This window comes from Pseudomonas aegrilactucae (assembly GCF_019168305.1).
GTDB lineage: Bacteria > Pseudomonadota > Gammaproteobacteria > Pseudomonadales > Pseudomonadaceae > Aquipseudomonas > Aquipseudomonas aegrilactucae.
Genome location: NZ_JAHTBI010000053.1, coordinates 1 through 23731 on the forward strand (window position 1 = coordinate 1; position 23731 = coordinate 23731).

The 23731-nt window shown below is 64.4% G+C and carries 26 protein-coding genes; 7 read left to right on the top strand and 19 right to left on the bottom strand.

Going from position 1 to position 23731, the window contains the following annotated elements; genetic code table 11:
- From KUO17_RS26695 to KUO17_RS15460, 3 genes are all read left to right on the top strand, one after another.
- The coding region (locus KUO17_RS26695; RefSeq protein ID WP_255263605.1) for an RHS repeat-associated core domain-containing protein at nt 1-646 on the top strand (646 nt) is incomplete at its 5' end.
- Nucleotides 647-656: 10 nt separating this feature from the next.
- Nucleotides 657-1070 carry a hypothetical protein gene (locus KUO17_RS15455; protein ID WP_217976415.1) on the top strand — a complete coding sequence of 138 codons (414 nt, stop codon included), beginning with the start codon at nt 657-659 and terminating at the stop codon, nt 1068-1070.
- A gap of 188 nt (nt 1071-1258) precedes the next feature.
- Nucleotides 1259-1552 carry a hypothetical protein gene (locus KUO17_RS15460; protein WP_217976416.1) on the top strand — a complete coding sequence of 98 codons (294 nt, stop codon included), beginning with the start codon at nt 1259-1261 and terminating at the stop codon, nt 1550-1552.
- A gap of 161 nt (nt 1553-1713) precedes the next feature.
- Here the strand turns inward: KUO17_RS15460 and gspD are convergent, their stop codons facing one another.
- From gspD to cysK, 13 genes are all read right to left on the bottom strand, one after another.
- Complete coding sequence (gspD, locus tag KUO17_RS15465) at nt 1714-3948, bottom strand: type II secretion system secretin GspD (protein ID WP_217976417.1); 2235 nt, start codon at nt 3946-3948, stop codon at nt 1714-1716.
- Between the two features lie 39 nt (nt 3949-3987).
- The gene (locus tag KUO17_RS15470; RefSeq protein WP_217976418.1) at nt 3988-4503 is read right to left on the bottom strand and encodes a type II secretion system protein N; all 516 of its coding nucleotides are present in this window, start codon (nt 4501-4503) and stop codon (nt 3988-3990) included.
- Complete coding sequence (gspM, locus tag KUO17_RS15475; RefSeq protein ID WP_217976419.1) at nt 4496-5095, bottom strand: type II secretion system protein GspM; 600 nt, start codon at nt 5093-5095, stop codon at nt 4496-4498. The genes KUO17_RS15470 and gspM overlap by 8 nt, the downstream gene beginning before the upstream one ends.
- A 4-nt stretch (nt 5096-5099) precedes the next feature.
- Complete coding sequence (locus KUO17_RS15480) at nt 5100-6131, bottom strand: type II secretion system protein GspL (protein ID WP_217976420.1); 1032 nt, start codon at nt 6129-6131, stop codon at nt 5100-5102.
- Entirely contained in the window at nt 6128-6739 is a 612-nt protein-coding gene (locus KUO17_RS15485; protein ID WP_217976421.1) for a prepilin-type N-terminal cleavage/methylation domain-containing protein, read from the bottom strand. The genes KUO17_RS15480 and KUO17_RS15485 overlap by 4 nt, the downstream gene beginning before the upstream one ends.
- Nucleotides 6736-7104 carry a type IV pilus modification PilV family protein gene (locus KUO17_RS15490; RefSeq protein ID WP_217976422.1) on the bottom strand — a complete coding sequence of 123 codons (369 nt, stop codon included), beginning with the start codon at nt 7102-7104 and terminating at the stop codon, nt 6736-6738. The genes KUO17_RS15485 and KUO17_RS15490 overlap by 4 nt, the downstream gene beginning before the upstream one ends.
- Nucleotides 7101-7538, bottom strand: a complete 438-nt coding sequence (locus tag KUO17_RS15495) for a GspH/FimT family pseudopilin (protein WP_217976423.1) — start codon at nt 7536-7538, stop codon at nt 7101-7103. Before KUO17_RS15495 ends, KUO17_RS15490 begins: the two co-directional genes overlap by 4 nt.
- 2 nt (nt 7539-7540) lie before the next feature.
- A complete protein-coding gene (gene gspG / locus KUO17_RS15500) occupies nt 7541-7954 on the bottom strand; it encodes a type II secretion system major pseudopilin GspG (protein ID WP_217976527.1) in 414 nt (137 codons plus the stop codon).
- A gap of 17 nt (nt 7955-7971) precedes the next feature.
- On the bottom strand, nt 7972-9177 hold the full coding sequence (locus KUO17_RS15505; RefSeq protein WP_217976424.1) for a type II secretion system F family protein: 1206 nt from the start codon (nt 9175-9177) through the stop codon (nt 7972-7974).
- Nucleotides 9174-10871, bottom strand: coding sequence for a GspE/PulE family protein (locus KUO17_RS15510; protein WP_217976425.1), 1698 nt, complete (start codon nt 10869-10871; stop codon nt 9174-9176). The genes KUO17_RS15505 and KUO17_RS15510 overlap by 4 nt, the downstream gene beginning before the upstream one ends.
- Before the next feature lie 120 nt (nt 10872-10991).
- A complete protein-coding gene (locus KUO17_RS15515; RefSeq protein WP_341869621.1) occupies nt 10992-11711 on the bottom strand; it encodes a type II secretion system protein GspK in 720 nt (239 codons plus the stop codon).
- Nucleotides 11712-11725: 14 nt separating this feature from the next.
- On the bottom strand, nt 11726-12661 hold the full coding sequence (locus KUO17_RS15520) for an aspartyl/asparaginyl beta-hydroxylase domain-containing protein (protein WP_217976426.1): 936 nt from the start codon (nt 12659-12661) through the stop codon (nt 11726-11728).
- Between the two features lie 171 nt (nt 12662-12832).
- The gene (cysK, locus tag KUO17_RS15525) at nt 12833-13807 is read right to left on the bottom strand and encodes a cysteine synthase A (RefSeq protein ID WP_217976427.1); all 975 of its coding nucleotides are present in this window, start codon (nt 13805-13807) and stop codon (nt 12833-12835) included.
- A gap of 129 nt (nt 13808-13936) precedes the next feature.
- Here cysK and KUO17_RS15530 point away from each other — a divergent pair, with 129 nt between their 5' ends.
- The 3 genes from KUO17_RS15530 (at nt 13937) to KUO17_RS15540 (ending at nt 17274) form a co-directional block, all read left to right on the top strand.
- A complete protein-coding gene (locus tag KUO17_RS15530; RefSeq protein WP_217976428.1) occupies nt 13937-15010 on the top strand; it encodes an AsmA family protein in 1074 nt (357 codons plus the stop codon).
- A gap of 220 nt (nt 15011-15230) precedes the next feature.
- Nucleotides 15231-16076, top strand: a complete 846-nt coding sequence (locus tag KUO17_RS15535; protein WP_217976429.1) for an AAA family ATPase — start codon at nt 15231-15233, stop codon at nt 16074-16076.
- A gap of 19 nt (nt 16077-16095) precedes the next feature.
- The gene (locus KUO17_RS15540; protein ID WP_217976430.1) at nt 16096-17274 is read left to right on the top strand and encodes a vWA domain-containing protein; all 1179 of its coding nucleotides are present in this window, start codon (nt 16096-16098) and stop codon (nt 17272-17274) included.
- Between the two features lie 78 nt (nt 17275-17352).
- Here KUO17_RS15540 and KUO17_RS15545 read toward each other — a convergent pair whose 3' ends face one another.
- The 6 genes from KUO17_RS15545 to KUO17_RS15570 are packed head-to-tail and all read right to left on the bottom strand — an operon-like array spanning nt 17353 to nt 21572.
- Nucleotides 17353-18273: a 5-oxoprolinase subunit C family protein gene (locus tag KUO17_RS15545; protein ID WP_217976431.1), complete on the bottom strand. Its 921-nt coding sequence runs from the start codon at nt 18271-18273 to the stop codon at nt 17353-17355.
- Nucleotides 18270-18965 carry a 5-oxoprolinase subunit PxpB gene (gene pxpB / locus KUO17_RS15550; RefSeq protein ID WP_217976432.1) on the bottom strand — a complete coding sequence of 232 codons (696 nt, stop codon included), beginning with the start codon at nt 18963-18965 and terminating at the stop codon, nt 18270-18272. Before pxpB ends, KUO17_RS15545 begins: the two co-directional genes overlap by 4 nt.
- Nucleotides 18962-19714, bottom strand: a complete 753-nt coding sequence (locus tag KUO17_RS15555) for a 5-oxoprolinase subunit PxpA (RefSeq protein WP_217976433.1) — start codon at nt 19712-19714, stop codon at nt 18962-18964. The genes pxpB and KUO17_RS15555 overlap by 4 nt, the downstream gene beginning before the upstream one ends.
- A 31-nt stretch (nt 19715-19745) precedes the next feature.
- Nucleotides 19746-20267: a DUF2937 family protein gene (locus KUO17_RS15560; protein ID WP_217976434.1), complete on the bottom strand. Its 522-nt coding sequence runs from the start codon at nt 20265-20267 to the stop codon at nt 19746-19748.
- Between the two features lie 12 nt (nt 20268-20279).
- On the bottom strand, nt 20280-21056 hold the full coding sequence (locus tag KUO17_RS15565) for a class II glutamine amidotransferase (protein ID WP_217976435.1): 777 nt from the start codon (nt 21054-21056) through the stop codon (nt 20280-20282).
- Nucleotides 21057-21080: 24 nt separating this feature from the next.
- Entirely contained in the window at nt 21081-21572 is a 492-nt protein-coding gene (locus tag KUO17_RS15570) for an MFS transporter (protein WP_217976436.1), read from the bottom strand.
- 84 nt (nt 21573-21656) lie between these two features.
- Between KUO17_RS15570 and KUO17_RS15575 the strand changes: the two genes are divergently transcribed.
- Nucleotides 21657-23708, top strand: coding sequence for a S9 family peptidase (locus KUO17_RS15575; RefSeq protein ID WP_217976437.1), 2052 nt, complete (start codon nt 21657-21659; stop codon nt 23706-23708).
- Nucleotides 23709-23731: the final 23 nt, after the last annotated feature.

Consider the following 23731-nt stretch of genomic DNA (forward strand, 5'->3'; position numbering starts at 1 on the left):
TTTATGGATCGCACTCGGTCTTTCGTACATGGGGGCGCGCTATTACAATCCGGTGTTAGGACGGTTCATGGGAGTTGATCCAGTCGACTTTCAGATAGAGAACCTCCACAGTTTTAATCGTTACACCTACGCTAACAATAATCCCTATAAGTATGTTGATCCAGACGGACGTTATGCACACCTGCTTGTTGCAATGGTTTATGCTCTGACAGCCCTTAGCGCAACATTGACGATTCAAACTGCTTTGAACGGTTTTAGCCAACACGGTCAAGGGGACGTCAGCATCGGCCCTCTTTCCTTCCCTGGCTCAGATATTGATAGGTCGTCTCAATGGCAAAAAGCTAGCGAAAGCTCAAGTGGACATAGCCCTCCGAAAGATTCGACTAAATCACCTGAAAAAAATAATGATAAAGCACAAAGGCCCTCCAAGACGCCCAATACAGGTGAGCCTGGCTCGAAATTTGTAAACCCGGGAAGCGGCCAAGAGCGGTGGTATGGCTCGGACGGCCTTCCCACCAAAGATGTGGACTGGGACCATGACCACGGACAAGGAATCCCCCACGTTCACGAATGGGGACGTGACAGTAATGGCGGACCCGTTCGAGGCACGAGTGCTCGCCCATACGACCCATCAACTGATTACTGAGAGCCATCAAATGCCGTATGAAAATCTAAAAAAACTGCATGATGCAGAAATAATTTGCATAGACGCCGCGACTACCCCTGCACGCTTGAAAGTAGTAGTAAAAACAACTGAAAACATCACACTTGAATTATTATTCGAGCAATGTTCGCACTATAGAGTGACAGACTTCACGCCTCACAACATAATATCTCGCGCTATTATTTTTGATGGAAACTCGGTATCAGAACAAGCCATTAGAGAGACCATGAAATGGCTGACAAGCCTTTCCGACGCCGCCTCATTTCTCACCAACAGCAAATTGGACGAACTCACAGCATCTCTACTGAACGGAAATATTAAGCTTATCTATTTAGAGCCAAGCCAAGGCGCCGAACTTGCAATTTTATGCAAAGACTTTCAGATAAGTCATCTGAGTAGCACCTGATATTTTGGCATTACGAACAACGCCTGCCCGGTCCCTCCCAATAACAATAGACGGGCAGTATACAGCGCAGCGTCGGTTGCCAATACTTGGGGTCGGTTGAAGCGTTACGTCGAGACTGGCCATTTACCGATCGACAAACAACTTGGCGGAGCTCTTAACACGGCCCTGCCAAACCACCCTGGTGATCTATGCTCGTACGACCGATTACAGGCGCTGATGTTGTAAGCCTGCTAGAAAAATATGCGCCCGACGAAAGATTCATCATTACATTCCTTGATGTCCTTTCATCGACAGAAAACGATGACCTCGAAAGAATATGGAAAACAGTTTCAGCAAAACTTCGACAACCCTTCTCCAATCAGGAAATATGCGAGGTGCTGCGCACCATTGATCAAGTCATTGACTTGCGCGTAGCACTGGCCATGGACGAAAACATATTCCTGGACATAGAGGATGGGGACGTGATCGAAAACGCACTGTGATCATCCGCCCACGCCAAAGGATCAGTGATTTTCCAGATCAACTCATTGAGCCCGCTGCGATTCGATACGCCGCAGTGGGCAATTCAAATCATCGATTGGCGTCCTCGGCGACGATCACTACTCCCCCGGCAGCGCGTGCGTTAATCCCTGAACTGCCCCCCTCAACTCCCCTCCCCCATCGGCTGCATCAACTGCAACTGCTGGCGATACTCATCGGTGATCTGCCGCGCACTGCTGCCGTCGGACACCACCTTGGGCGTGATCAGCACGATCAGTTCGGTACGGTCCTTGTTGCGCTGACGATCACTGAACAACCAGCCCAGCCCCGGCACCCGGCCCAGGTACGGCACGCTGTTGTTGCTGCTGGCCTCGTTCTGTTTGATCAAGCCGCCCAGCAGCACCGTCTGCCCGCTCTGCACCGCTACCTGAGTCGACACCGCACGGGTGGAGATGCTCGGGTTGCCGTTGCTGTCGACGATCTTGCTGGCGTCGCTGACCTGCTGCTGGATGTCCATGTACACCAGGCCACCCGGGTTGATGCGCGGCACCACGTCCAGGATCACGCCGGTCTGCACGTACTGCACGCTGCTGGTGTTGACGGTGGTGTTGTCCAGGTTGATGGTGGTCTGGTTGATCGGAATGTTGTCACCCACCTGGATCTGCGCGTTCTGGTTGTTCATCACCACCAGCGACGGCGCCGACAGCACCCGCGTGTTGCCGCTGCTTTCCAGCGCATGCAGGGCCACCTGCAAGTTGTTGCTGACGAAGGAGTAGAACAGCGTGTCGGTGGCCTTCAACGCGGCACCGCCCGCCCCCAGCGCACCCTGGCTGCCCGACACATTCTGGATGCCCGGCGTGGTCGAGTTGCCAGCCAGGCGCCCCAGGTACCATTGCACGCCCAGGTTCATGCCATCGGTCAGGCTGACTTCCAGGATGCGCGTCTCGATCTGCACCTGCAGCGGCGGGTTGTCCAGGCGCCGGATCGCCGCCTGGATCTCCTGCCACTGGGTCGGTCGGCAACGCACCAGCAACTGGTTGCTGCTCTGCTGCGCAGTGATGCGCACCTGGTTTTCGGACGCTGTACTACCCGGCGTGGCCGGCCCACCCGGAGGGGCACCCGCATCGTCGAACAGCGCCTCGTCCTCGGTTTCGCTGACGCGTGGCTCCATGGCCGTTTCCTGCGCCCCGCCGGTCGACAGGCCGCTGCCCAGGCTGCCCATGCCGCCCTGTGTGCTGCCCGCGCTGCCCGCCCCTTTGCCGCCCGACGACAGCGTCAGGGTACGCAACCCCGGCGCCACCTGCCCGCGCCCGGACTGGCCGACGGGCTCGTTGGCGTAGATCTGGCGCAGGTAGCGCGCCAGGTCGCTGGCCTTCATGTTGCGCACGTCGTACACGTACATCTGCGGCTCGTAGCCACCGCCCTGGTCGATGGTGTCGATCCAGCGCCCGACCTCGTTGAGGTATTCGGGCTGCGAGGAAATCGCCACGATGGCGTTGGTCCGCTCGATCGGCAGGAAGCGCACCATGCCCGCCAGCGGCGTGTTGCTGCGCGGCCCGAACAGTTGGTTGAGCTCGGGCATCAGCTCGGCGACGTTGGCGCGCTCCAGGCCGTAAACACCGATCGACATGCCCTTGAGCCAGTTGAGGTCGAAGGTGTCGATGGTGTCCTGGTAATTGCTCAGCTCATCGGGGGTACCGGCCATGACCAGCGCGTTGCGGGCCGGGTCCACCAGCAGGAAGGCATTCTCGCGGGCGAACGGCGTGAGCAGTTTGCGCATCTCCACCGCCGAGATGTAGTCGAGGGTGAACAGCCGCGCACTCAGGCCGCCGCCCGGCGCCGGGATGCGCCGCTGCGGGGTCAACTGCCCGGCCACGGCCTGGCCGGCCGGCACCACCAGGTAGCGCTCGCCCTGGCGTACCAGCGCGTTGCCGGTCCACGACAGCAACGTCTCCAGAATCGACAGCGCCTGGCCCTTGTCCACCGGCTTGGCGGTGGAGAACGACACCTCGCCGCTCACGCCCTGGGCAATGCTGAAGTCTTCCTGCAGCAGGTCGCCGAGGATGGTGTTGATCACCGCAGCAATCGGCTGGTTGGAAAAGTTGAAGGTCACCTTGTTCTGCGGGTCTTCGACTTTTTTGGCCGGGCGCGCCGCGGCCGTGCCGACGAACTGCTGGCTGCCGCGCACTATCTGTTGGCGCGGCGGCTGGGGCGACACCAGGGCACCAGGCTGTGGAGCTGCCAGAGGCCCGCCAGGCACCGGCAAGGGCGCGTCGGCACCGGTGCCGGCCAGCCCTTCGCGAATCAGGCCATCGTCTTGCGAGGTGGATTGAACAGGGTTGACGCAGCCTTGCAGCAGCAGGGTCGCGAGGCACGAAAGCGCAAAACGATTGAGCACGAATTTCAATCCTTGATAACGATCAACAATCAGTAGGGTTCAGGGGAATGTCATCGGCAGCCTGGGCGTGGAAAGCTCCAGGGTCTGCCGGGTGGGCCCATTGACCAGTTCGATATGCCGCTCGCCGATGCGCTCGAGCAGCCAACCATTGGGCAGCATCTGCCCCTCCTTGAGCGACAGCGCCTCACCGGTATTGTCCTTGAGCAAGGCCACACGGACCTGTTGCGCGGCCACGATGCCGGTCAGCACCAGGCTGTCGAGCAGCGGCGCCGCGTCGAACGTGCCCGCCGCCGCATTGGCGGCATCGGGCTGACGGTTGGCCTGGAACAGCGGCGTCAACCAGACCTGCTGGTATTCCTGCAACTGGGGCGGTGCAACAGGCGTGACGGCTTCGGCAGGCGCTTGCGCCAACGGGGCCTGGGCGCGGGCCGGCATGTCAGGCCACTGCACGGCGGCACCGACGCCATTGAGCAGCAGCATCCAAACGCTCAACAGCACGGCCGTGGCGGCAGCCAGAGGCAACAGGGGTCGGTAGAGCTGGCGCAGTTCATTCATGGGCAGCGTCCTGGGCAACGCTCAGGTAGCCGCTGACCTGCACCTGCACGGCCAGCCGGCCGGCCTGTTCCGGTGCGGCGGCGGGCTGCTCGCTGCGACGAATGTTCAAGGCGTCCACACGCAGGTAGGGCGGCTCGTTTTCAAAACGGTGCAGGGTCGCGGCCAGCGACTCGATACCGCACTCCAGGTCGACGTTCACGCGGATCAGCATCAGTTGACCCTGCGCCTGGGCAGGCTGGGGCTCGCGGTTCAGCACGCTGCAGGCCAGCCCCGTGGCCGGCTGCAGCGACACGCGCTCGGCCACCAGTTGCATCAGTTGCGCCGAGCCTGCTTGCGGCTCGCTGCCGCCGAGCAGGCTGTCGCTGTGCAACGGTTGCTCGCGCACCGCGCCCAGGCGCGCCTGCATCACCTCGCGCTGCGCCTCCAGGGCGGCGAAACGCTGATAGGACGCCTGCAGCAGTTGCTCTTCTTCGGCCATCTGCTGCAACGGCGCCACCAGCCACCAGTGCACCAGCACCAGGTAGGCCAGCAGTACGCCGAGCAAGGCCAGGATGATTGCACAGGCACGCTGCGCGCCTCGGGTCAGTTGCATGGCGTCAGGCTCCCGGTTGGCGGCGCTGGGCGACGAGGGTAAAACGCTCCAGCCCGGTGTCGCGCTCAGGCTGCAAGCCACCCTGGAAACTCGCCTGGGTAAGGCCGGCGCACTGCGCCAACTGGCCCGGCAAGCTGCTGGCCTGACGGCTAGCGCCGCTGAGCCTGACACTGGCGTCGGCGCGCAGTTCGAGCTGTTCCAGCCAGGTGTCGGCGGGCAGGCAGGTGGTCAGCAGGTTGAGCAGCGCCACGCTGGTCTGGCGCTCGCTGCCCTGGCCTTGCAAGGCCCGCTCGGTCTCGGCGCGCGCCAGTACCTGCTTGCGCATGGCATCGACCTGCAGCGCACGACCGCGCAATTGCGCCACCTCAGCTTCCATGGCGTGCAACGCCTGCTCGCGATTGCCCAGCCAGGTGCCCAGGCTCAACACCAGCAGCAACCCGATGGCGGCGCCAAAGCCGTACCTCAGGCGCTGCACACGCTGGGCCTGGCGGTCGCGCGGTGGCGCGGGCATCAGGTTCATCGCATACGGCTGGCCTGCCGCATCCAGGGCATCGACCCGCACCACCTGAATGCCCTCGGCCTGGGCCTGCTGCAGCACAAGGTCCAGGCGCGCACGCGGGATCACCAGCAACTGCACCTGCAGCCAGCCGGGCGTAGTTGCGGCCTGGGCACGCACATCGAAATACAGCTGATCGGCACTGAACGGGGTGTGTTTGTCCAGCTCATAGCCCACCACCGAACGGAGGTTGGCTGCGGCCTGGCGAGGCAGTTGCAAGGTGCACAACAGGGCCTCGCCCGGCGCCAGCAACAAGGTCACGCCGCGCCCGGGCGGGATGCCGTGAGGCTCAGCCAACGGCCACGACAGCGCCGCAGACGTGCGCTGCGTGGTTACCCGCTCGCGCAGGGTTGCTGGCACACAGGCCAGCAGTTCCTTGCCCCACCAGTGCATAAAACCCGGCAGGGGCGATGCGCCGTAGCGTTCGCGCAGTTGCCCCAGCAGCACGTCGAGTGCCGGCGGCATGCTTTTACCTTTCATTGCGCAAGCGCTCCCACCTGTTGGCCCGTACGAATCGCAACACTGATCAATGGCCAGCGCACCGGCCCATCCGCCTCGGCCTGGATACGCACCCGCTGCGGCAAGCGCTCCGGCCATGGCCACTGGTCCAGCCAGCCGGTCATGCGGCGCTCTTCATCCAGGCCGCGGTAGCTGAAGTGCAGCTGCTGCAACCGGGTCATCAAGACCTGTTCGCTGCCCCAGGGCCGCTCGCCATCGAGCTCGAAAAACTTCACTTTCAGTTGCCATGCACCGTCGCTGCCCTGCACCGACGCCAGCTCATGCAGCTTCAGGCCGCCGCCGATCCCCAATGGCACCGGGGCAAAAAAACGCAGGCGCTGGGCATCGCCTTCGAACAGGCGCTCCCAGCCGCCCGCGTCGGTCAGCGCAAGCGGGCGCACGTCCTGCAGCGCCTGACGCACGAAGCGTTGCGAAGCCCGCACTTCGTCGAGACGCTCGGCGTACTGCGCGCTGCTCTGCAGCGAGCGGTTACCGGTGGAAAAACTGCTCGCCACCAGCACCAGCAACAGGCCCAGCAGGCTGATCGCGACGATCACTTCGAGCAAGGTAAACCCCTGCATGCGCCTCATGGCTGCAGCCTCTGTTCAAGGCCACGCACCTGCAGCGTGGTGAAGGTTTCTTCGCGGCCGGCATGGCTCAGTGTCAGACGCAGGTGCAAAAGACGCACGGGCGAGGCGGCGCCCTGTTCAGTGCACTCCAGGCGCCAGTCGATGCCGTCCTGCTCACCGCGGGTGATGCCGACCTGCAACGGCCCGGCGCTGCTGTCCTGCATCAGCGAACGGGCCAGCAGGCCCATACGCGTCTTCATCTCGTTGCGAGCGAACGACTGCATCGACTGACCCATGCTGTTCAGCACGATGCCCAGCCCCACGGCCAACAACGCCGTGGCCGCGACCATCTCGATCAGGGTAAAGCCACCCTGCCCGCGTTTCATCGCGCACCCTGCGCAAGGCTGACGCTGCCGGTGAGCCAGCCCACGTCGATGCGCGTCTGGCGCGCCGCGCTGCTCAGTTGCAGGTTGCCACCGCTGCTGCTGCCATCGGGATAGAACGCAAAGGCCACACCTTCACCGGCCACCCCCGCCGCCGTTTCCACGCGCAGTTCGGTACCCTGTTCAAGGCAGCGTGGTGGGCGTTGTTCGAGGTGGTAGCAGCGGGTACGCAGGTCCACCTGCAAGGCCACCGGCCGGCCCTCGAATACCGCCAGGCTGCGCGCCTGGCGCAGGCTCTGGATCAGTTCGGCGGTGGCCTGGCGCTCACGCGCGCCGGCCAGCCCCCGGCTGACCCCGGAGGCCAGCAGGGTGAAGGCAATGCTGATCACCACCAGCACCGCGAGCATCTCCAGCAGGGTGAAACCGGCCTGGCGCAAGGCTATTCCCAGTTGCCCAGGTCGGTATCGGTACCGCTGCCGCCGACGCGGCCGTCACGCCCCAGGAACACCAGGTCGAAACTGCCGTGCTCGCCGGGGCTCTGGTAACCGAAGGCATGCCCGAACGGGTCGAGCAGGTCGCTGTTCTTGGCATACGGGCCTTGCCAGCCGCGTGCGGCGGCAGGCGCGGTCACCAGGTCTTCGAGGCGTGCCGGTGCAGCGCCGACGTCCATGGCGTAGTTTTCGACCTTCATGCTCAGGCTGGCCAGTTGCGCCTTGCCCGCACCGTACTTGCCCTTGTCGACGTTGCCGCCCACCTGACGTACCACGATGGTTGCCACGATGCCCAACAGCACCACCACGGCAAGCATTTCCAACAGGGTAAAACCTTGGTTACGACGACGGCTATGGCGCATGTTCACCTTCTCTTCCTTTAGATATTGCTGGTCAAACTCATCAACGGCAGCATGATCGCCAACATGATGATCGCGACCAGGCCGGTCATGATCAGGGTCAGCATCGGCACCAGCGCCGCCATGAAACGCTTGAGCGTGCTCTGCGTCTGTTTGTCATAGATTTCGGCGAGCTTGAGCAGCATGGCGCCCAGTTGCCCGGACTGCTCGCCGACGCGAATCATCTGTACCGCAAGCTCGGGGAACACCCGGGTCTGCTCCAGCGCGGCCGACAGTGCGCGGCCTTCCTTGGCACCCAGCGTGGCCTGCTCCAGGGCTGCGCCCATGGCGCGGTTGCTGGCCACCTGGCGGGTGATGTTCATGCCTGCCAGCAGGCTGACCTTCTTGTCCAGCAAGGTGCCCAGGGTGAGGGCGAAGCGTGCGGTCTCCATGCCCTGCATGACCGGGCCGAAGGCCTTGAGCCGCAACAGGCGGGTATCCAGCGCCAGGCGCCGCGCCGGGTCGCGCAGGTAGACAGCCAGCCACCAGCCGCCCACTGCCAGCAGCAGCAACAGGTGCAGGGTCCACTGCGCCAGGAACTCGCCCACGTGCAGGATCACCTCGGTGATCAGCGGCAACTCGACGTTCAGGTCCTTGAAGATCGGCACGAACTGCGGCACCACATAGGCCAGCAGCAGGATCAGCGAGCCGAGCACGCCGACCACCAGGAACGCCGGGTAGATCAGTGCGCTGATCATCTCGCTGCGCATGCTCTGCGAGCGCTCCAGGTAGTGCGCCAGCTGTGCCAGGGTTTGCGCGAGCATGCCGGCCGCTTCGCCGGCGCGCACCAGGCTGAGGTAGAAATTGGAGAACACCTGGCGCTCTTCGGCCATGGCCGCCGACAGCGAGCTGCCACCCTTGACCTGCTCCAGCAGGCGCCCGAGCAATTCGCCCATGGGCTGCTTGCCGGCCTGGCGAGCCTGCAGCGCCAGCGCGCTTTCCAGCGGCTGGCCGGCATCGAGCAGGGTTGCCAACTGCTCGGTAAAACGTGCGATTTCGGCACCCGGGATCGTGGCGCGGCTGAACAATGCAGCCGCCAGCACACCGCTGCGGGCCGGGCGGATGTCGATGATCATCAGCCCGCCGGCCTGCAACTGGCTGACCGCCTGCTCGACGCTGCCCGCCTCGAGCTGCCCGCTGGCACGGCTGCCATCCTTCTCCAGAGCCTGGTAGCGAAACTGCGTCATGCCCCCGCCCCTGCGTCATCGCGGGTCACGCGCAGCACTTCTTCCAGGCTGGTGACGCCGGCCAGCGCCAGGCGCAGGCCGTCTTCGTACAAGGTGCGCAGGCCGCCCTTGCGCGCCGCCTGCTCCAGCGTGGCGCTGTCGGCCTTGCCCATCAGCAGTGCGCGGATCTCTTCGTTCATCACCAGCAACTCGGTGATCGCCACCCGCCCCTGGTAACCGCCATTGGGCGCATCCGCCCTGGGCCGGTACAACTGCACGGGGCGTGCGTCGGTGTAGCGGTCCAGGCGGTGCTCGGCCACCAGTGCCGCCGGCGCATCGAACGCTTCCAGGTGCGCCGGATTCAGGCGACGTACCAGCCGCTGCGCCAGCACGCCATTCACCGTCGAGGCCAGCATGTAGCCCTCGGCGCCCATGTCGAGCAGCCGCGCGATACTGGCACAGGCACTGTTGGTGTGCAGGGTCGACAGCACCAGGTGCCCGGTGAGCGCCGACTGGATGGCGATGCGGCAGGTTTCCAGGTCGCGGATCTCGCCGATCATGATCACGTCCGGGTCCTGGCGCACGATCGAGCGCAGCGCTCCGGCGAAATCCAGGCCGATGGCCGGCTTTACCTGCAACTGGTTGATGCCGTCTAGCTGGTATTCCACCGGGTCTTCGACGGTAATGATCTTGCGCTCGGCGGTATTGAGCCGTGACAGCGCGGCATACAGGGTGGTGGTCTTGCCGGAGCCGGTGGGCCCGGTCACCAGCAGGATGCCGTGCGGGCGCTGCAGCACGTCGAGAAAACGCTCCAGGCGCTGGCCGTCGAACCCCAGGTCGACGAAGTCGAACGCAATCGTTTGCCTGTCCAGCAGGCGCATCACCACCGATTCGCCAAAACTGGTGGGCAGCGTCGATACCCGCAGGTCCAACTGCTTGCCCTGCACGCGGAACACGATACGCCCGTCCTGGGGCAGGCGACGTTCGGCGATGTCCAGCTTGGCCATGATCTTGATGCGCGAGATCACGGCGGCCGCCGAGCTCACCGGCGGCGACTCCGACTCGCGCAGCAGCCCGTCGACGCGGTAGCGCACGTTCAGGCGGTTTTCGAAGGGTTCGATGTGCACGTCTGAAGCACGCATCTCGACCGCACGCTGCAGGATCAGGTTGACCAGCTTGATCACCGGCGCTTCGGAGGCCAGGTCCTTGAGGTGATCGATATCGTCAGGCTCGGCGCTGTCTTCGAAGTGCTCGGTCAGCGAGCCCATCGCCGTGCGGCCCTGACCGTAGCTGCGTTCGATGATGTGCTCGACTTCGCTGTGCAGCCCCACCAGCCTGCGCACGCGCAAACCGGTGGCGTATTCGATGGCCTGGAAGGGGTAGTCGCTCAAGGGCCGCGAGCCCACCACCTCGAGCAGGCCATCGGCACTGCGCCCCACCGGCACCACGGCGTGGTGCAGCAAAAAGCGCGAAGGCAAGCCTGGCAGGTGTTCGGCGTCGACCGGCTCGGCCTGGCCGGCGAAGCGTGGCCAGCCCAATGCCGCGGACCAGGCCGTGGCCAGGTCGGGCTCGGAGACCAGGCCCAGGCGCCCAAGCAATTCGGGCACGGCGCTGTCGGGCTGGTCGCCACGCAGGCGAGCAAGCTGTTCGAGCCCGTCACGGCTCAGGCTGCCTTGAGCCACAAGGCGCCCTATGAGGTTTGCGATGATGTCCATATCTTCACGGCACTCGGGCTACAGCAGGCGCACAACCGATTAAGCGGGCGCGCAAAAAGTAGGAAATGATAACAATTTGCGCGGGATAAAAACACACTCCCGAACCAGGCCGTTAATCGACTAGCGTTCCTGCCAGCGCAGCACCCGGTACAAAGTGCCATCACCGTCGCCCGGATTGAGCACCACTGTGGCCAGCAAGCCGGCCGTGGTCCCGCTCCCAAGCTCGGCCTGGGTATCGATGCTGAGCATCGAGCCCGGGTTGCTGGCAGCGGGCGATGCTGCCTTGAGGTCAAGGGCCTTGCGCAAGGTCGGCGCCGCAAACGCGGCAACCGGCACGCCGTCACCGCCCCACAGGGTGATGAAGGGCAGGATGCGCTGGTATTGATCGGTGCTGAGGGTGGTGACCTGCAACAGCTCTTCGAGGTGGCGCAGTGGTTTGCCCTGGGCGCGCTGCTGTTGCAGTTGGCGCGCGTGCAGCGCCGCCCGTTGCGGGTCGGCGCCCAGGTGGGTCAGCAGCCTGGCGAAGAGTTCGGGTTGGCAGAAATTGAGGTCGAGCTTGCCATGCTCGCTGCGCACGCTCAGGGTCAGGCGGGTACCGTCGAGGTCGAACACCTGCCGCTGCCCGTCGGTGGGCAAGCGCCCTGGCTCACCGAGCAGCATCTGCACCGCCAGTGCCAGCCCGCCCTGCGCGGCCAACTGGGCCTTGCTGCGCTCCAGCTCGTTGTGGCTCTGGCGGTTTTCCAGGCGCACGCTGGCCACCACAGTGGCGGCCAGCAGGCTGAGCACGGCCAATGCCCACAGCACCAGGATCAGCGCGGCGCCCTGCTGGCGGGTGCTCACCACCGGGTACAGGGTCAGAACAGCCAGCGGTACAGCAGGTAGGCCACCACCACTGCCAGCACCGGGCGCAGTACGCGGTACGCCTTGGGGTTGGCGCGCTTGAACTGCTTGACCCGGCTGCTGACCACGGTGCTGAAGCGCTTGCTCCAGGCGTAGGCCTGGTTGATCCCGCCGACCCGCTCGTCGTCGGTATTCTGCGGTGCGGTGGCGCGGCCGAGGAAGGCGCTGACCTTGCGGTTGATACGGGTCATCAGCGGGCTGTTCAGCGGCCGCTCGATGTCGCAGAACAGGATCACGCGGGTGGTCTCGGTCTCGTTCTTGACCCAGTGCACGTAGGTTTCATCGAACATCACGTCTTCGCCATCGCGCCAGGCATACACCTGGCCGTCGACGTAGATGCGGCAGTCGTCCGAGTTCGGCGTGGACAGGCCCAGGTGATAGCGCAGGGAACCGGCAAAGGGGTCACGGTGGGGGTTCAGGTGGCTGCCACCGGGCAACAGGGCAAACATCGCCCCCTTGACGTTGGGGATGCTGTTGACCAGCTCAACGGTGCGCGGGCACAGCGCTTCGGCCGACGGCAGGGCCTTGTCATACCACTTCAGGTAAAAACGCTTCCAGCCCTTCTTGAAGAACGAACCGAAGCCGGCATCGTTGTCCTTGGCCGCGGCGCGGATGTAGCCCTCGTCGAACAGATGCATGGCCTCTTCGCGGATCACCTGCCAGTTGTCCTTGAGCACATCGAGCTCGGGAAAACGGCTGCGGTCCAGGTAAGGCTTGGAGGGCACGCCGGAGAACAGGTACATCAGCGCGTTGTAGGGGGCGAACAGTGCCGAATGGTTGACGAACTGGCGCAACACGGGCAAACGCGCCTTGCCGCGCAGGTGTACGTACAGCGTGCTGCCGAAGAACAGCAGCAGAACACCTGCCTTGGCGACAAAGGAAAAGGTCATGCAACACTCCTTGAATTTCGATCAGGCCATCGCTGCCGGACAATCGGCCATGATAAACCGATCCGGCCCCGGTAAAAACAACCAGGGCCGGACATTCAGAGTTGGCGATTGTGCAACGATAGCCAGCGCCGGGTATTGAGGCGGATCAGCCAAACCGGCGCCTGGCAGGCATTACTGCTGGTTTTCCTGGGCGGTGAACAGGTCGCTGAACAGCATGCTCGACAGGTAGCGCTCGCCCGAGTCGGGCAGAATGACCACGATGGTCTTGCCCTGCATCTCCGGTTTTTCGGCCAGGCGCACCGCGGCCGCCATGGCCGCGCCGCAGGAAATACCGCACAGGATGCCCTCTTCCTGCATCAGGCGCAGGGCCATGGCCTTGGACTCTTCGTCACTGACCAGCTCGACCTGATCGACCATCGACAGGTCGAGGTTTTTGGGCACGAAGCCTGCGCCGATGCCCTGGATCTTGTGCGGGCTGGGCTTGATTTCCTCACCGGCCAGGGCCTGGGTGATCACCGGCGATACCCGTGGTTCTACCGCAACCGAAAGGATCGCCTTGCCCTGGGTCTGCTTGATGTAGCGCGACACACCGGTGATGGTGCCGCCAGTACCCACGCCAGCGACCAGCACGTCCACCGCGCCATCGGTGTCGTTCCAGATTTCCGGGCCGGTGGTTTTCTCGTGGATCGCCGGGTTGGCCGGGTTGTCGAACTGAGCCGGCATGAAGTAGGTGGCGCTGTCGCTGGCGACGATTTCGGCGGCTTTTTCGATTGCGCCTTTCATGCCCTTGGCCGGGTCGGTCAGCACCAGCTCGGCGCCCAGCGCCTTGAGCACCTTGCGCCGCTCGATGCTCATCGATGCCGGCATGGTCAGCAGCAGCTTGTAGCCGCGCGCGGCGGCCACGAAGGCCAGGCCGATGCCGGTGTTGCCCGAGGTGGGCTCGACGATGGTCATGCCCGGCTTGAGCTTGCCGCTGCCTTCGGCGTCCCAGATCATGTTCGCACCGATCCGGCACTTGACCGAATAACCGGGGTTGCGCCCTTCGATCTTGGCCAGGATGGTCACGCCGCGGGGCGCGATGCGGTTGATCTGCACCAGCGGCGTATTGCCGATGGAATGCGCATTGTCAGCGAAGATACGGCTCATGGCGGGGGTCCTTTTGGCACCGTGCGAAAACCTCAAGGGTAAGCCTGCCCCTCGGGTGCGTCCACCCCCGAGCGAACCGATGAGGCTGCGCGACGGTCAACCCCTCAAGCCCCTGATGGAATGCCGACGATGAAACGCCGCTACCGCTGGCCCCTGTGGGGTCTGCTGGGCATTGCCCTGTTGCTGCTGGCGCTGCACCTCACCCTGCCCTTGCTGGTGCGCAACGTCCTGAACGACAGACTCGCCGACATGGGCGACTATCGCGGCAAGATCACCGACGTTGACCTTGCCTGGTGGCGTGGCGCCTACAGGATCAACGGCCTGACCATCGTCAAGACCACCGGCAAGGTACCGGTGCCGTTTCTTGAGGCGCCGCTGATCGACCTGGCGGTGAGCTGGCATTCATTATGGTATGACCATGCAGTGGTCGCCGAGGTGACGTTCCGGCGCCCGCAACTGAACTTCGTCGACGGCGGCAGCAAGCAGGCCTCGCAGACCGGCCAGGGCACCGACTGGCGTGCACAGTTGAGCAAGCTGCTGCCCATTACCCTCGACGAGCTGCGCATCGAGGACGGCACCCTGACCTTTCGCAACTTCAATTCCAGGCCCTCGGTCAGCCTCAAGGCCACGCAATTCAACGCCAGTGTCTACAACCTGACCAATGTGGTGGATGTGGAAGGCCGGCGTGATGCGCGCTTCGAGGGCAAGGCGCGCCTGCTGGGGGATGCGCGGGTAGAAAGTACCGCGACCTTCGACCCGTTGAGCAACTTCGAAGACTTCCAGTTCCGCCTGCGCGCCACCGGCATCGAGTTGCGCCAGTTGAACGACTTTGCCAGCGCCTACGGCAAATTCGACTTCAATTCTGGGCATGGCGATGTGGTGATCGAGGCCGAGGCCGACAAGGGGCGCCTGAAGGGTTACATCAAGCCGTTGCTGCGCGACGTCGACGTGTTCAACTGGCAGCAGGATGTGCAGAACAAGGACAAGGGCTTTTTCCGTTCGATCTGGGAGGCGCTGGTGGGCGCCAGCGAAACGGTGCTGAAGAACCAGCGCAAGAACCAGTTCGCTACCCGCGTAGAGCTCAGTGGCAGCGTGCACAACAGCGATATCAGCGCGTTCGAGGCATTCCTGCAGATTTTGCGCAATGGCTTCGTGCAGGCGTTCAATGCCCGTTATGAGCAAGGGCCGCCCAAGGCGGACTAGTTTCTGTACTGGCCCCTTCGCTGGCAAGCCAGCTCCCACAGGGAGTGCGCTGCCCCTGAATTCACCGCTGTACTTGTGGGAGCTGGCTTGCCAGCGAAGGGGCCGCAAACACCAAGCCGATACATGACCGATCATCCACAGACTGAATACCCCGTCCGCGTTCACAGCCACGCAACCCCCGCGTTATAGTCACGCAATGACCATTTTTGAGGATCGGCACATGAAGTTCGAAGGCACCAGCGCTTACGTCGCCACAGACGACCTGAAACTGGCGGTCAACGCGGCGATCACCCTCGAACGTCCCTTGCTGGTCAAGGGCGAGCCAGGCACCGGCAAGACCATGCTCGCCGAACAACTGGCCGAGTCCTTCGGCGCCAAGCTGATCACCTGGCACATCAAGTCCACCACCAAGGCCCACCAGGGCCTCTACGAGTACGACGCGGTCAGCCGTCTGCGCGACTCGCAGCTGGGCGTGGACAAGGTGCACGATGTGCGCAACTACCTGAAGAAGGGCAAGCTGTGGGAGGCCTTCGAAGCCGAGGAGCGGGTGATCCTGCTGATCGACGAAATCGACAAGGCCGACATCGAGTTCCCCAACGACCTGTTGCAGGAACTCGACAAGATGGAGTTCTACGTCTACGAGACCGACGAGACGATCAAGGCCAGGCAGCGCCCGATCATCATCATTACCTCCAACAACGAGAAGGAACTGCCCGACGCTTTCCTGCGTCGCTGCTTCTTCCACTACATCGCCTTCCCGGACCGCGCCACGCTGCAGCAGATCGTCGATGTGCACTACCCCAACATCAAGCAGGACCTGGTCAGCGAAGCGCTGGACGTGTTCTTCGATGTGCGCAAGGTCCCGGGCCTGAAGAAAAAGCCCTCGACGTCCGAGCTGGTCGACTGGCTCAAGCTGCTGATGGCCGACAACATCGGCGAGGCAGTACTGCGTGAACGCGACCCGACCAAGGCCATCCCGCCGCTGGCCGGGGCACTGGTCAAGAACGAGCAGGATGTACAGTTGCTCGAACGCCTGGCCTTCATGAGCCGGCGCGGCAACCGCTGAGCCAACGGGGTCGACTGCCATGCTGCTGAACCTGTTCAACGAAATGCGCGCGGCCAAGGTGCCGGTATCGGTGCGCGAACTGCTCGACCTGCTCAATGCCTTGAAGCAGCGGGTGAGCTTCGCCGACATGGACGAATTCTACTACCTGGCGCGCGCGATCCTGGTCAAGGACGAGCGCCACTTCGACAAGTTCGACCGCGCGTTCTCGGCCTACTTCAAGGGCCTGGAAAACCTCGATCGCCACCTCGAGGCGCTGATCCCCGAAGACTGGCTGCGCAAGGAGTTCGAGCGCTCGCTGACGGATGAAGAGCGTGCGCAGATCCAGTCGCTGGGCGGCCTGGACAAGCTGATCGAGGAATTCAAGAAGCGCCTTGAAGAGCAGAAGGAACGCCATGCCGGCGGCAACAAGTGGATCGGCACCGGCGGCACCAGCCCGTTCGGTTCGGGCGGCTTCAACCCCGAGGGCATCCGCGTGGGCGATGCCGGCAAGCGCCAGGGCAAGGCGGTCAAGGTGTGGGACCAGCGCGAGTACAAGAACCTGGATGACGGTGTAGAGCTGGGCACGCGCAACATCAAGCTGGCACTGCGCCGGCTGCGCAAGTTCGCCCGCCAGGGCGCGGCCGAAGAACTGGATATCGACGGCACCATCGACCATACCGCACGCGATGCCGGCCTGCTCAACATCCAGATGCGCCCGGAGCGGCGCAACAGCGTGAAGCTGTTGCTGCTGTTCGACATCGGCGGCTCGATGGATGCCCACGTGAAGATCTGCGAAGAGTTGTTCTCGGCGTGCAAGACCGAGTTCAAGCACCTGGAGTACTACTACTTTCACAACTTCGTGTACGAGTCGGTGTGGAAGAACAACCTGCGCCGCACGTCGGAGCGCACCTCCACGATGGACCTGCTGCACAAGTACGGCGCCGACTACAAAGTGATATTCGTGGGCGATGCGGCGATGGCGCCCTACGAGATCACCCAGCCCGGTGGCAGTGTCGAGCACTGGAACGAAGAGGCCGGGTATGTGTGGATGCAGCGCTTCATGGAGAAGTACAGGAAGCTGGTGTGGATCAACCCGTACCCGAAAGACACCTGGGGCTACACGGCCTCGACCAATATCGTGCGCGAGCTGGTGGAGGACCGGATGTTCCCGCTGACCTTGCGTGGGTTGGAGGAAGGCATGCGGTTCCTTTCCAAATAGGGGTGAGGCCTTCGCTGGCAAGCCAGCTCCCACAAGGTGTTGTGAGCACCGAAAAACCCTGTGGGAGCTGGCGCCCAGTCAGCCAGCAAAGCGCTCCAGGTACGCCTGCTGTTGCTGCCACGCCACCGCCTGCACCACCGCCCGAAACCGCACCGTACTCCCCGGCAGCAGCTGCGCCAGCCGGGCCACCGCCAGCGGCGTCAACGCCCCCAACCGCGGGTACCCGCCTATCGTCTGCCGGTCATTGAGCAACACGATCGGCTGCCCATCCGGCGGCACCTGCACCGCGCCCAGGGGAATCCCCTCGGAAATCATCGGCTGGCCCTGGTACTGCAACGCCGGCCCCAGCAAACGAATGCCCATGCGGTCGGCGCGAGTGTCCAGCGTCCACTCGCGGTTGAAGGCGTCGAACAGGCTTTGCCCGGCAAACTCAGCAATCTGCGCGCCCATCACCAGGTCCAGCACCCGGCTGGCCTGCAGGTCCGGTCGCAACGCCTCGGGCACCTCACGCAACGCCGGCGCCGTGCCCGCATAGCTCAAGCGTTCACCCTTGGCCAAGGCCTTGCCCAGCCCGTCCAGCCCGCCCAGTTCCTCACGTACCACCGTGGCGCAACTGCCCAGCACCTGCGGCGCGTCGAAGCCGCCCGGCGCAGCCAGGTAGGCCCTCACGCCCTGCACCGGCTGGGTGAACTGCAGACGCTGGCCCTTGCCCATGGCAAAACTCGCCCAGGGCGCCAGCGGCTGGCCGTCGAGCCGTGCACCCAGGTCCGCACCGGCCAGTGCCAGGCAACACGCCTGCTCGGCGACCAGGGTAAAACCACCCAGGGTGATCTCCACCACCGGGCTATCCCACGCGTTGCCCAGCAACACGTTGGCCCAGCGTGCCGACACCCAGTCCAGCGCCCCACCCTGGGTCACGCCCAACTGGCGCACACCGAAGCGACCGGCGTCCTGCAACTGGCACAGCGCGGTGCTGGCCTCGATCAGCAAGCGGCTCATGCCAGCCCCTCCTGCGGGGAATCATCGCCGCCCAGGTTGACGAAACGTGCCCGGTCCACCGCCACGAAGCGCACCCGGTCCCCTGGCTGCAACAGGCTGTAGCCGTCGCGCTGGCGGTCGAACAAGGCACTGGGGGTACGCCCGATCAGGTTCCAGCCGCCCGGCGACACCGCCGGATAGGCGGCTGTCTGGCGTTCGGCGATGCCGACGCTGCCCGCTGCCACCCGCTTGCGGGGCGTGGCCAGGCGCGGCGCCGCCAGCGCCTCTTCCACCAGCCCCATGAAGGCAAAGCCGGGGGCGAAACCGAGCGCGAACACCTGGTACTCGCGCTCGCTGTGACGGCGGATCACACCGGCCTCGGTATCGCCACTGCGCTGCGCCAGCAACGCCAGTTCAGGGCCGACGCTGGCGTCATACCACACCGGGATTTCATGACACCGCCCTGCCCCGCCGACATCTGGCTGCAGGCCGTTCAGCGCCTGTTCGATACGCTCGCGGGCCTCGCTCGGGGAGAGGTCGAAATGCACCATCACGGTGGTGTACGACGGCACCAGGTCGATCAACTGCGCCCCAAAGGCTGCCCGCAAGCGTTGGCTGGCGGCGAGCATCCAGGGCATGTTGCCTTCTTCGATGCGGTCGAACAGGCGCACCATCAGGCAATCGACGGCCACCACCTCGAGCCGCCACTTCATGTCACCGCCTGTGCGTCGAGGGCCTGACGAATCTGGCGCACCGCCGCCACCGAGCCCTGGTTGTCACCGTGCACGCACAAGGTGTGGGCACGCAGCCACAACGCACTGCCGTCGCAGGCCACCAGCGCCTCGCCTCGCGCCAGGCGCAGGGCCTGCTCGACGATCTGCGCCGGGTCATGGTGCACCGCCCCCGGCAGGCGCCGCGACAGCAGGCGCCCGGCGGCGTCATAGGCACGGTCGGCAAATGCCTCGAACCACAGGGTCAGGCCGTATTCGTCACCCAGGGCCTGCGCGGCACGGTTGTCGGCGGTGGCCATGAGCATCAGCGGCAGGCTGCGGTCGTAGGCCGCCACGGCCGCGATCACCGTGCGCAGTTTGAGCGGGTCGGCCATCATGTCGTTGTACAGCGCGCCGTGCGGCTTGACGTAGGCCACCTGGGTACCCTGGGTACGGCAGATGCCGTCCAGTGCACCGATCTGGTAATGCAGCAGGTCGCGGATCTCGTCGTTGCTGCAGGCCATGGAGCGCCGGCCAAAACCGGCCAGGTCCGGGTACGCCGGGTGCGCGCCGATCAGCACGCCCCGGGCCACCGCCAGCGCCACGGTGGCGCGCATGATGCCGGGGTCGCCGGCATGGAAGCCGCAGGCGATGTTGGCGCAGTCGATAAAGGGCATCACCTCGGCATCCAGACCCATGGTCCAGCTGCCGAAACTTTCGCCCATGTCGCAGTTCAGTAGCAGGCGGCTCATGTGCGTTGCTCCTGTGTGTATACGTGCGGGCCTAGCGCCAGCTCGGCTCCACCGGCTTGCGCCGCCCGCCGAGAATGGCCCAGCCGATCAGCAGCAACAGGCTCTCCACCAGCAGCGCCAGCAGCATGGCGCAGGCCAGGCCCCAGGCCATGGCCTCGGGCGCCAGCAGGATCTGGTAGCTGTAGCCCTTGAAGGTTTCTTCGCGTAGCGCCGGGTCGGCCGCCACCAGTACATGCCAGATGCGCACCAGCCAGGGGCGCTGCAGCGTCTGCCATTCCTGCTCGAGCAGGCGGTTGCGGTTGACCAGGCTGTCGATGCTGTCGGCATCGCTGTTGAACACCGGGTCTTCGCTGGCGCGGTAGTGGCGCACCAGTGCCTGCAGGTCGCCGTTGAAGAAGCGCTGCGCGGTCTGGTTGAAGCCCTTGAGGCCCTCGCGCGACTCGAGCAGGTGCGCCTCGACGCGCTGGGTGTAATCGTTGATCAGGCCGGGCACCTGGACACCGACCAGCAGGCCGCAGGCAAACAACAGCAAACGCAGGTAACTTCTGAACATGAAGGCTGATCCTTAGCTGGCCTGGCCCTGGGCGATGCATTCCCCGCGCCGCCACAGGCCCCATTGGCCAGGTTCGTAGCGGTGCCAGGTCTCGTTTTCGGTCAAAGCCTCGGTGGCGATGACGGTGACCACGTCGTTGGGCGTGGTTTCGGCCTGGAAGTCGACGATCATGTCGACGTCCTTGAGCCGCGCCGGGCCAAACGGCGCACGACGGGTAATGTGTACCAGCTTGGTCGAGCAGAAGCAGAACAGCCAGTCGCCGTCGCTGAGCAGGCAGTTGAACACCCCCTTGGCGCGGTACTCGGCGCAGGCCTCGACCAGCACCGGGATCAGGTCCTCGACCTCGACCGGCTCCGGGAACGCCTCGCGCACCCGGTTGAGCAGGTCGCAGAACGCCGCTTCGCTGTCGGTATCGCCGATCGGCCGGTAGAAGGTGCGCTGGCCCTGGAAGTCGCCCAACTGGCCGTTGTGCGCAAAGCACCAGTTGCGCCCCCACAGTTCGCGCACGAACGGGTGGGTGTTGGACAGGCATACCTTGCCCACGTTGGCCTGACGGATGTGGCCGATGACCACTTCGCTCTTGATCGGGTAGCGCTGCACCAGGTTGGCCACTTCCGACTCGCAGCTGGCGGACGGGTCCTGGAACAGGCGCAGGCCACGCCCCTCGTAGAAGCCGATGCCCCAGCCGTCACGGTGCGGGCCGGTACGTCCGCCACGCTGCATCAGCCCGGTGAAGCTGAACACGATATCGGTCGGCACGTTGGCGCTCATGCCCAGTAATTCACACATCGAGGGGTTGCTCCTGGGCAGGTATCACAAACGCGGTTCGAGGCGCGGACGGTTGCCACCGGCGGGGGCTTCGGGTGGATCGTTGCGGTAGCGGTCGTGGCTGTCGGCGGCAAACGGCTCGTCGACCAGTACCTCCTCGGCCTCACGCCTGGCAGCAGCTTCGGCGGCTTCGCGACGGGCCCGCGCGCGGGACTCCAGCGGCCAGCGCAGCAGCACGAACAGCGCATAGAGAATGAACGCGATCATGCCGTACATCGCCAGGTCCGCGGCAGCGCGCAGCACGTTGTTGCCGACCTTGAACATCAGGTCCAGGGCGGTGATGGCGACAGCCGGGGCGAATTTCTCTTTCACCGGGTCGACGATGGTCGGGGTCAGCAGCAACACCGCCATGATCACGCGCAGTGGTTCACGCAACCAGCGCCACATCCAGGCGGTCAGGCGAAAGCCCACCAGCAGGCAACCCAGGGCGGCCAGGGCATAGAGCCCCCAGGCCAGCAGATAATCGTTCTCGGTCATGGCGTCCGTGGCAAGCTAGGCAAATAGATGCTTATGATAACGACTTTTCCGCGCGCAGGCGCGCCCCAGCAAAGAGAACCCCGCATGTCCGCAACTGCCGATGCCCCCCGCGCCCCGATTGCCCGCCAGGATGCAGGCACCGATCCCTACGCCTGGTTGCAGGCCAGGGACACGCCCGAGGTGCTGGCCTACCTGACTGCGGAAAACGCCTACCAGGAGGCGCAACTGGCCGACCAGGCTGCGCTGCGCGAGCAACTGTTCGACGAGATCAAGGGCCGCATCCTTGAAACCGACCTGTCGCTGGCCTCGCCCTGGGGCCCGTACCTGTACTACACGCGCACCACCGCCGGCGACGAGTACCCGCGCCACTACCGCTGCCCGCGCCCGGCCGACGACTCGCCCAGCGTCGATGAACGCCGCGAAGAGCTGCTGCTGGACCCCAACGTACTGGCAGCCGGTGGCTTCCTGAGCCTTGGCGCGTTCAACATCAGCCCCGACCACCAGCGCCTGGCCTACAGCCTGGACACCAGCGGCGACGAGGTCTACACGCTGTACGTCAAAGAGCTGGCCAGCGGTGCGATCGAGCAGTTGCCGTTCGAGGACTGTGACGGCAGCATGACCTGGGCCAACGACAGCCAGACGCTGTTTTTTGCCGAACTGGACGACACCCATCGGCCGCACAAGCTGCTGCGCCACCGCCTGGGCAGCGAGGGCGCCGTGCAGGTGTTCGAGGAGCCCGACGGACGCTTCTTCCTGCACTGCTACCGCGCCAGCTCCGAGCGCCAGCTGATCCTGCTGCTCAACAGCAAGACCACCAGCGAAGCCTGGGTGCTCGACGCGCACACCCCAGAGCAGGCGTTCACCTGCCTGGCGCCGCGGGTCGAAGGCCATGAGTACTACCCCGACCACGGCCAGCTGGACGGCCAGTGGCACTGGTTCATCCGCAGCAACCAGCACGGCATCAACTTCGCGCTGTTCCATGGCCCGGCCGACACACTGCCGACGCGCGAACAATGGCAGGTACTGGTGGCCCACCGTGACAGCATCATGCTCGAAGGCATGACCCTGAACGCCAGTGCGCTCACCCTGAGCCTGCGCGAAGGTGGCCTGCCGATCATCGAGGTGCGCCCGCAAGGCCTGCCCGGCTATCGCGTCGAGCTGCCGGATGCGGCCTACAGCCTGTACGTGCAGGACAGCCTGGAGTTCGACAGCGCGCGCATTCGCCTGCGCTACGAGGCGCTCAACCGCCCGGCCCAGGTGCGCCAGCTGACGCTGAGCAACGGCGAGCAGCGCGTGCTCAAGCAAACCCCGGTACTCGGCCCGTTCGATGCCGACGCCTACGTCAGCCAGCGCCTGTGGGCCACCGCCGGCGATGGCACGCAGGTACCGATCAGCCTGGTGCAACGCCGTGAAGACCTCGGCAAGCCGGTGCCGCTGTACCTGTACGGCTATGGCGCCTACGGCGAGAGCCTGGACCCCTGGTTCTCGCATGCGCGCCTGAGCCTGCTGGAGCGCGGCGTGGCCTTTGCCATTGCGCACGTGCGCGGCGGCGGCGAGCTGGGCGAAGCCTGGTACCGCGCCGGCAAGCAGGAACACAAGCACAACACCTTCAGCGACTTCATTGCCTGCGCCGAACACCTGATCGCCCGCGGCGTGACCGATGCCGAGCACCTGGCGATCAGCGGCGGCAGCGCCGGCGGGCTGTTGATCGGCGCGGTGCTCAACCAGCGCCCGGAGCTGTTCAAGGCGGCCATTGCCGAAGTGCCGTTCGTCGATGTGCTCAATACCATGCTCGACCCCGAACTGCCGCTGACCGTCACCGAATACGACGAGTGGGGCAACCCCGAGGAGCCAGAGGTGTATGAGCGCATCAAGGCCTATGCCCCCTACGAAAACGTCAAGGCGCAGGCCTACCCGGCCTTGCTGGTGGTGGCCGGGTACAACGACAGCCGCGTGCAGTACTGGGAAGCGGCCAAGTGGGTGGCCAAGCTGCGCGTGAGCAAGACCGACGACAATCTGCTGCTGCTCAAGACCGAGCTTGGCGCCGGGCACGGCGGCATGAGCGGGCGCTATCAGGGGCTCAAGGATGTGGCGCTGGAGTACGGGTTCGTATTTAAAGTGCTGGGTCTGGTGTAATTCGAGTTTTTTGTTGTCTGATT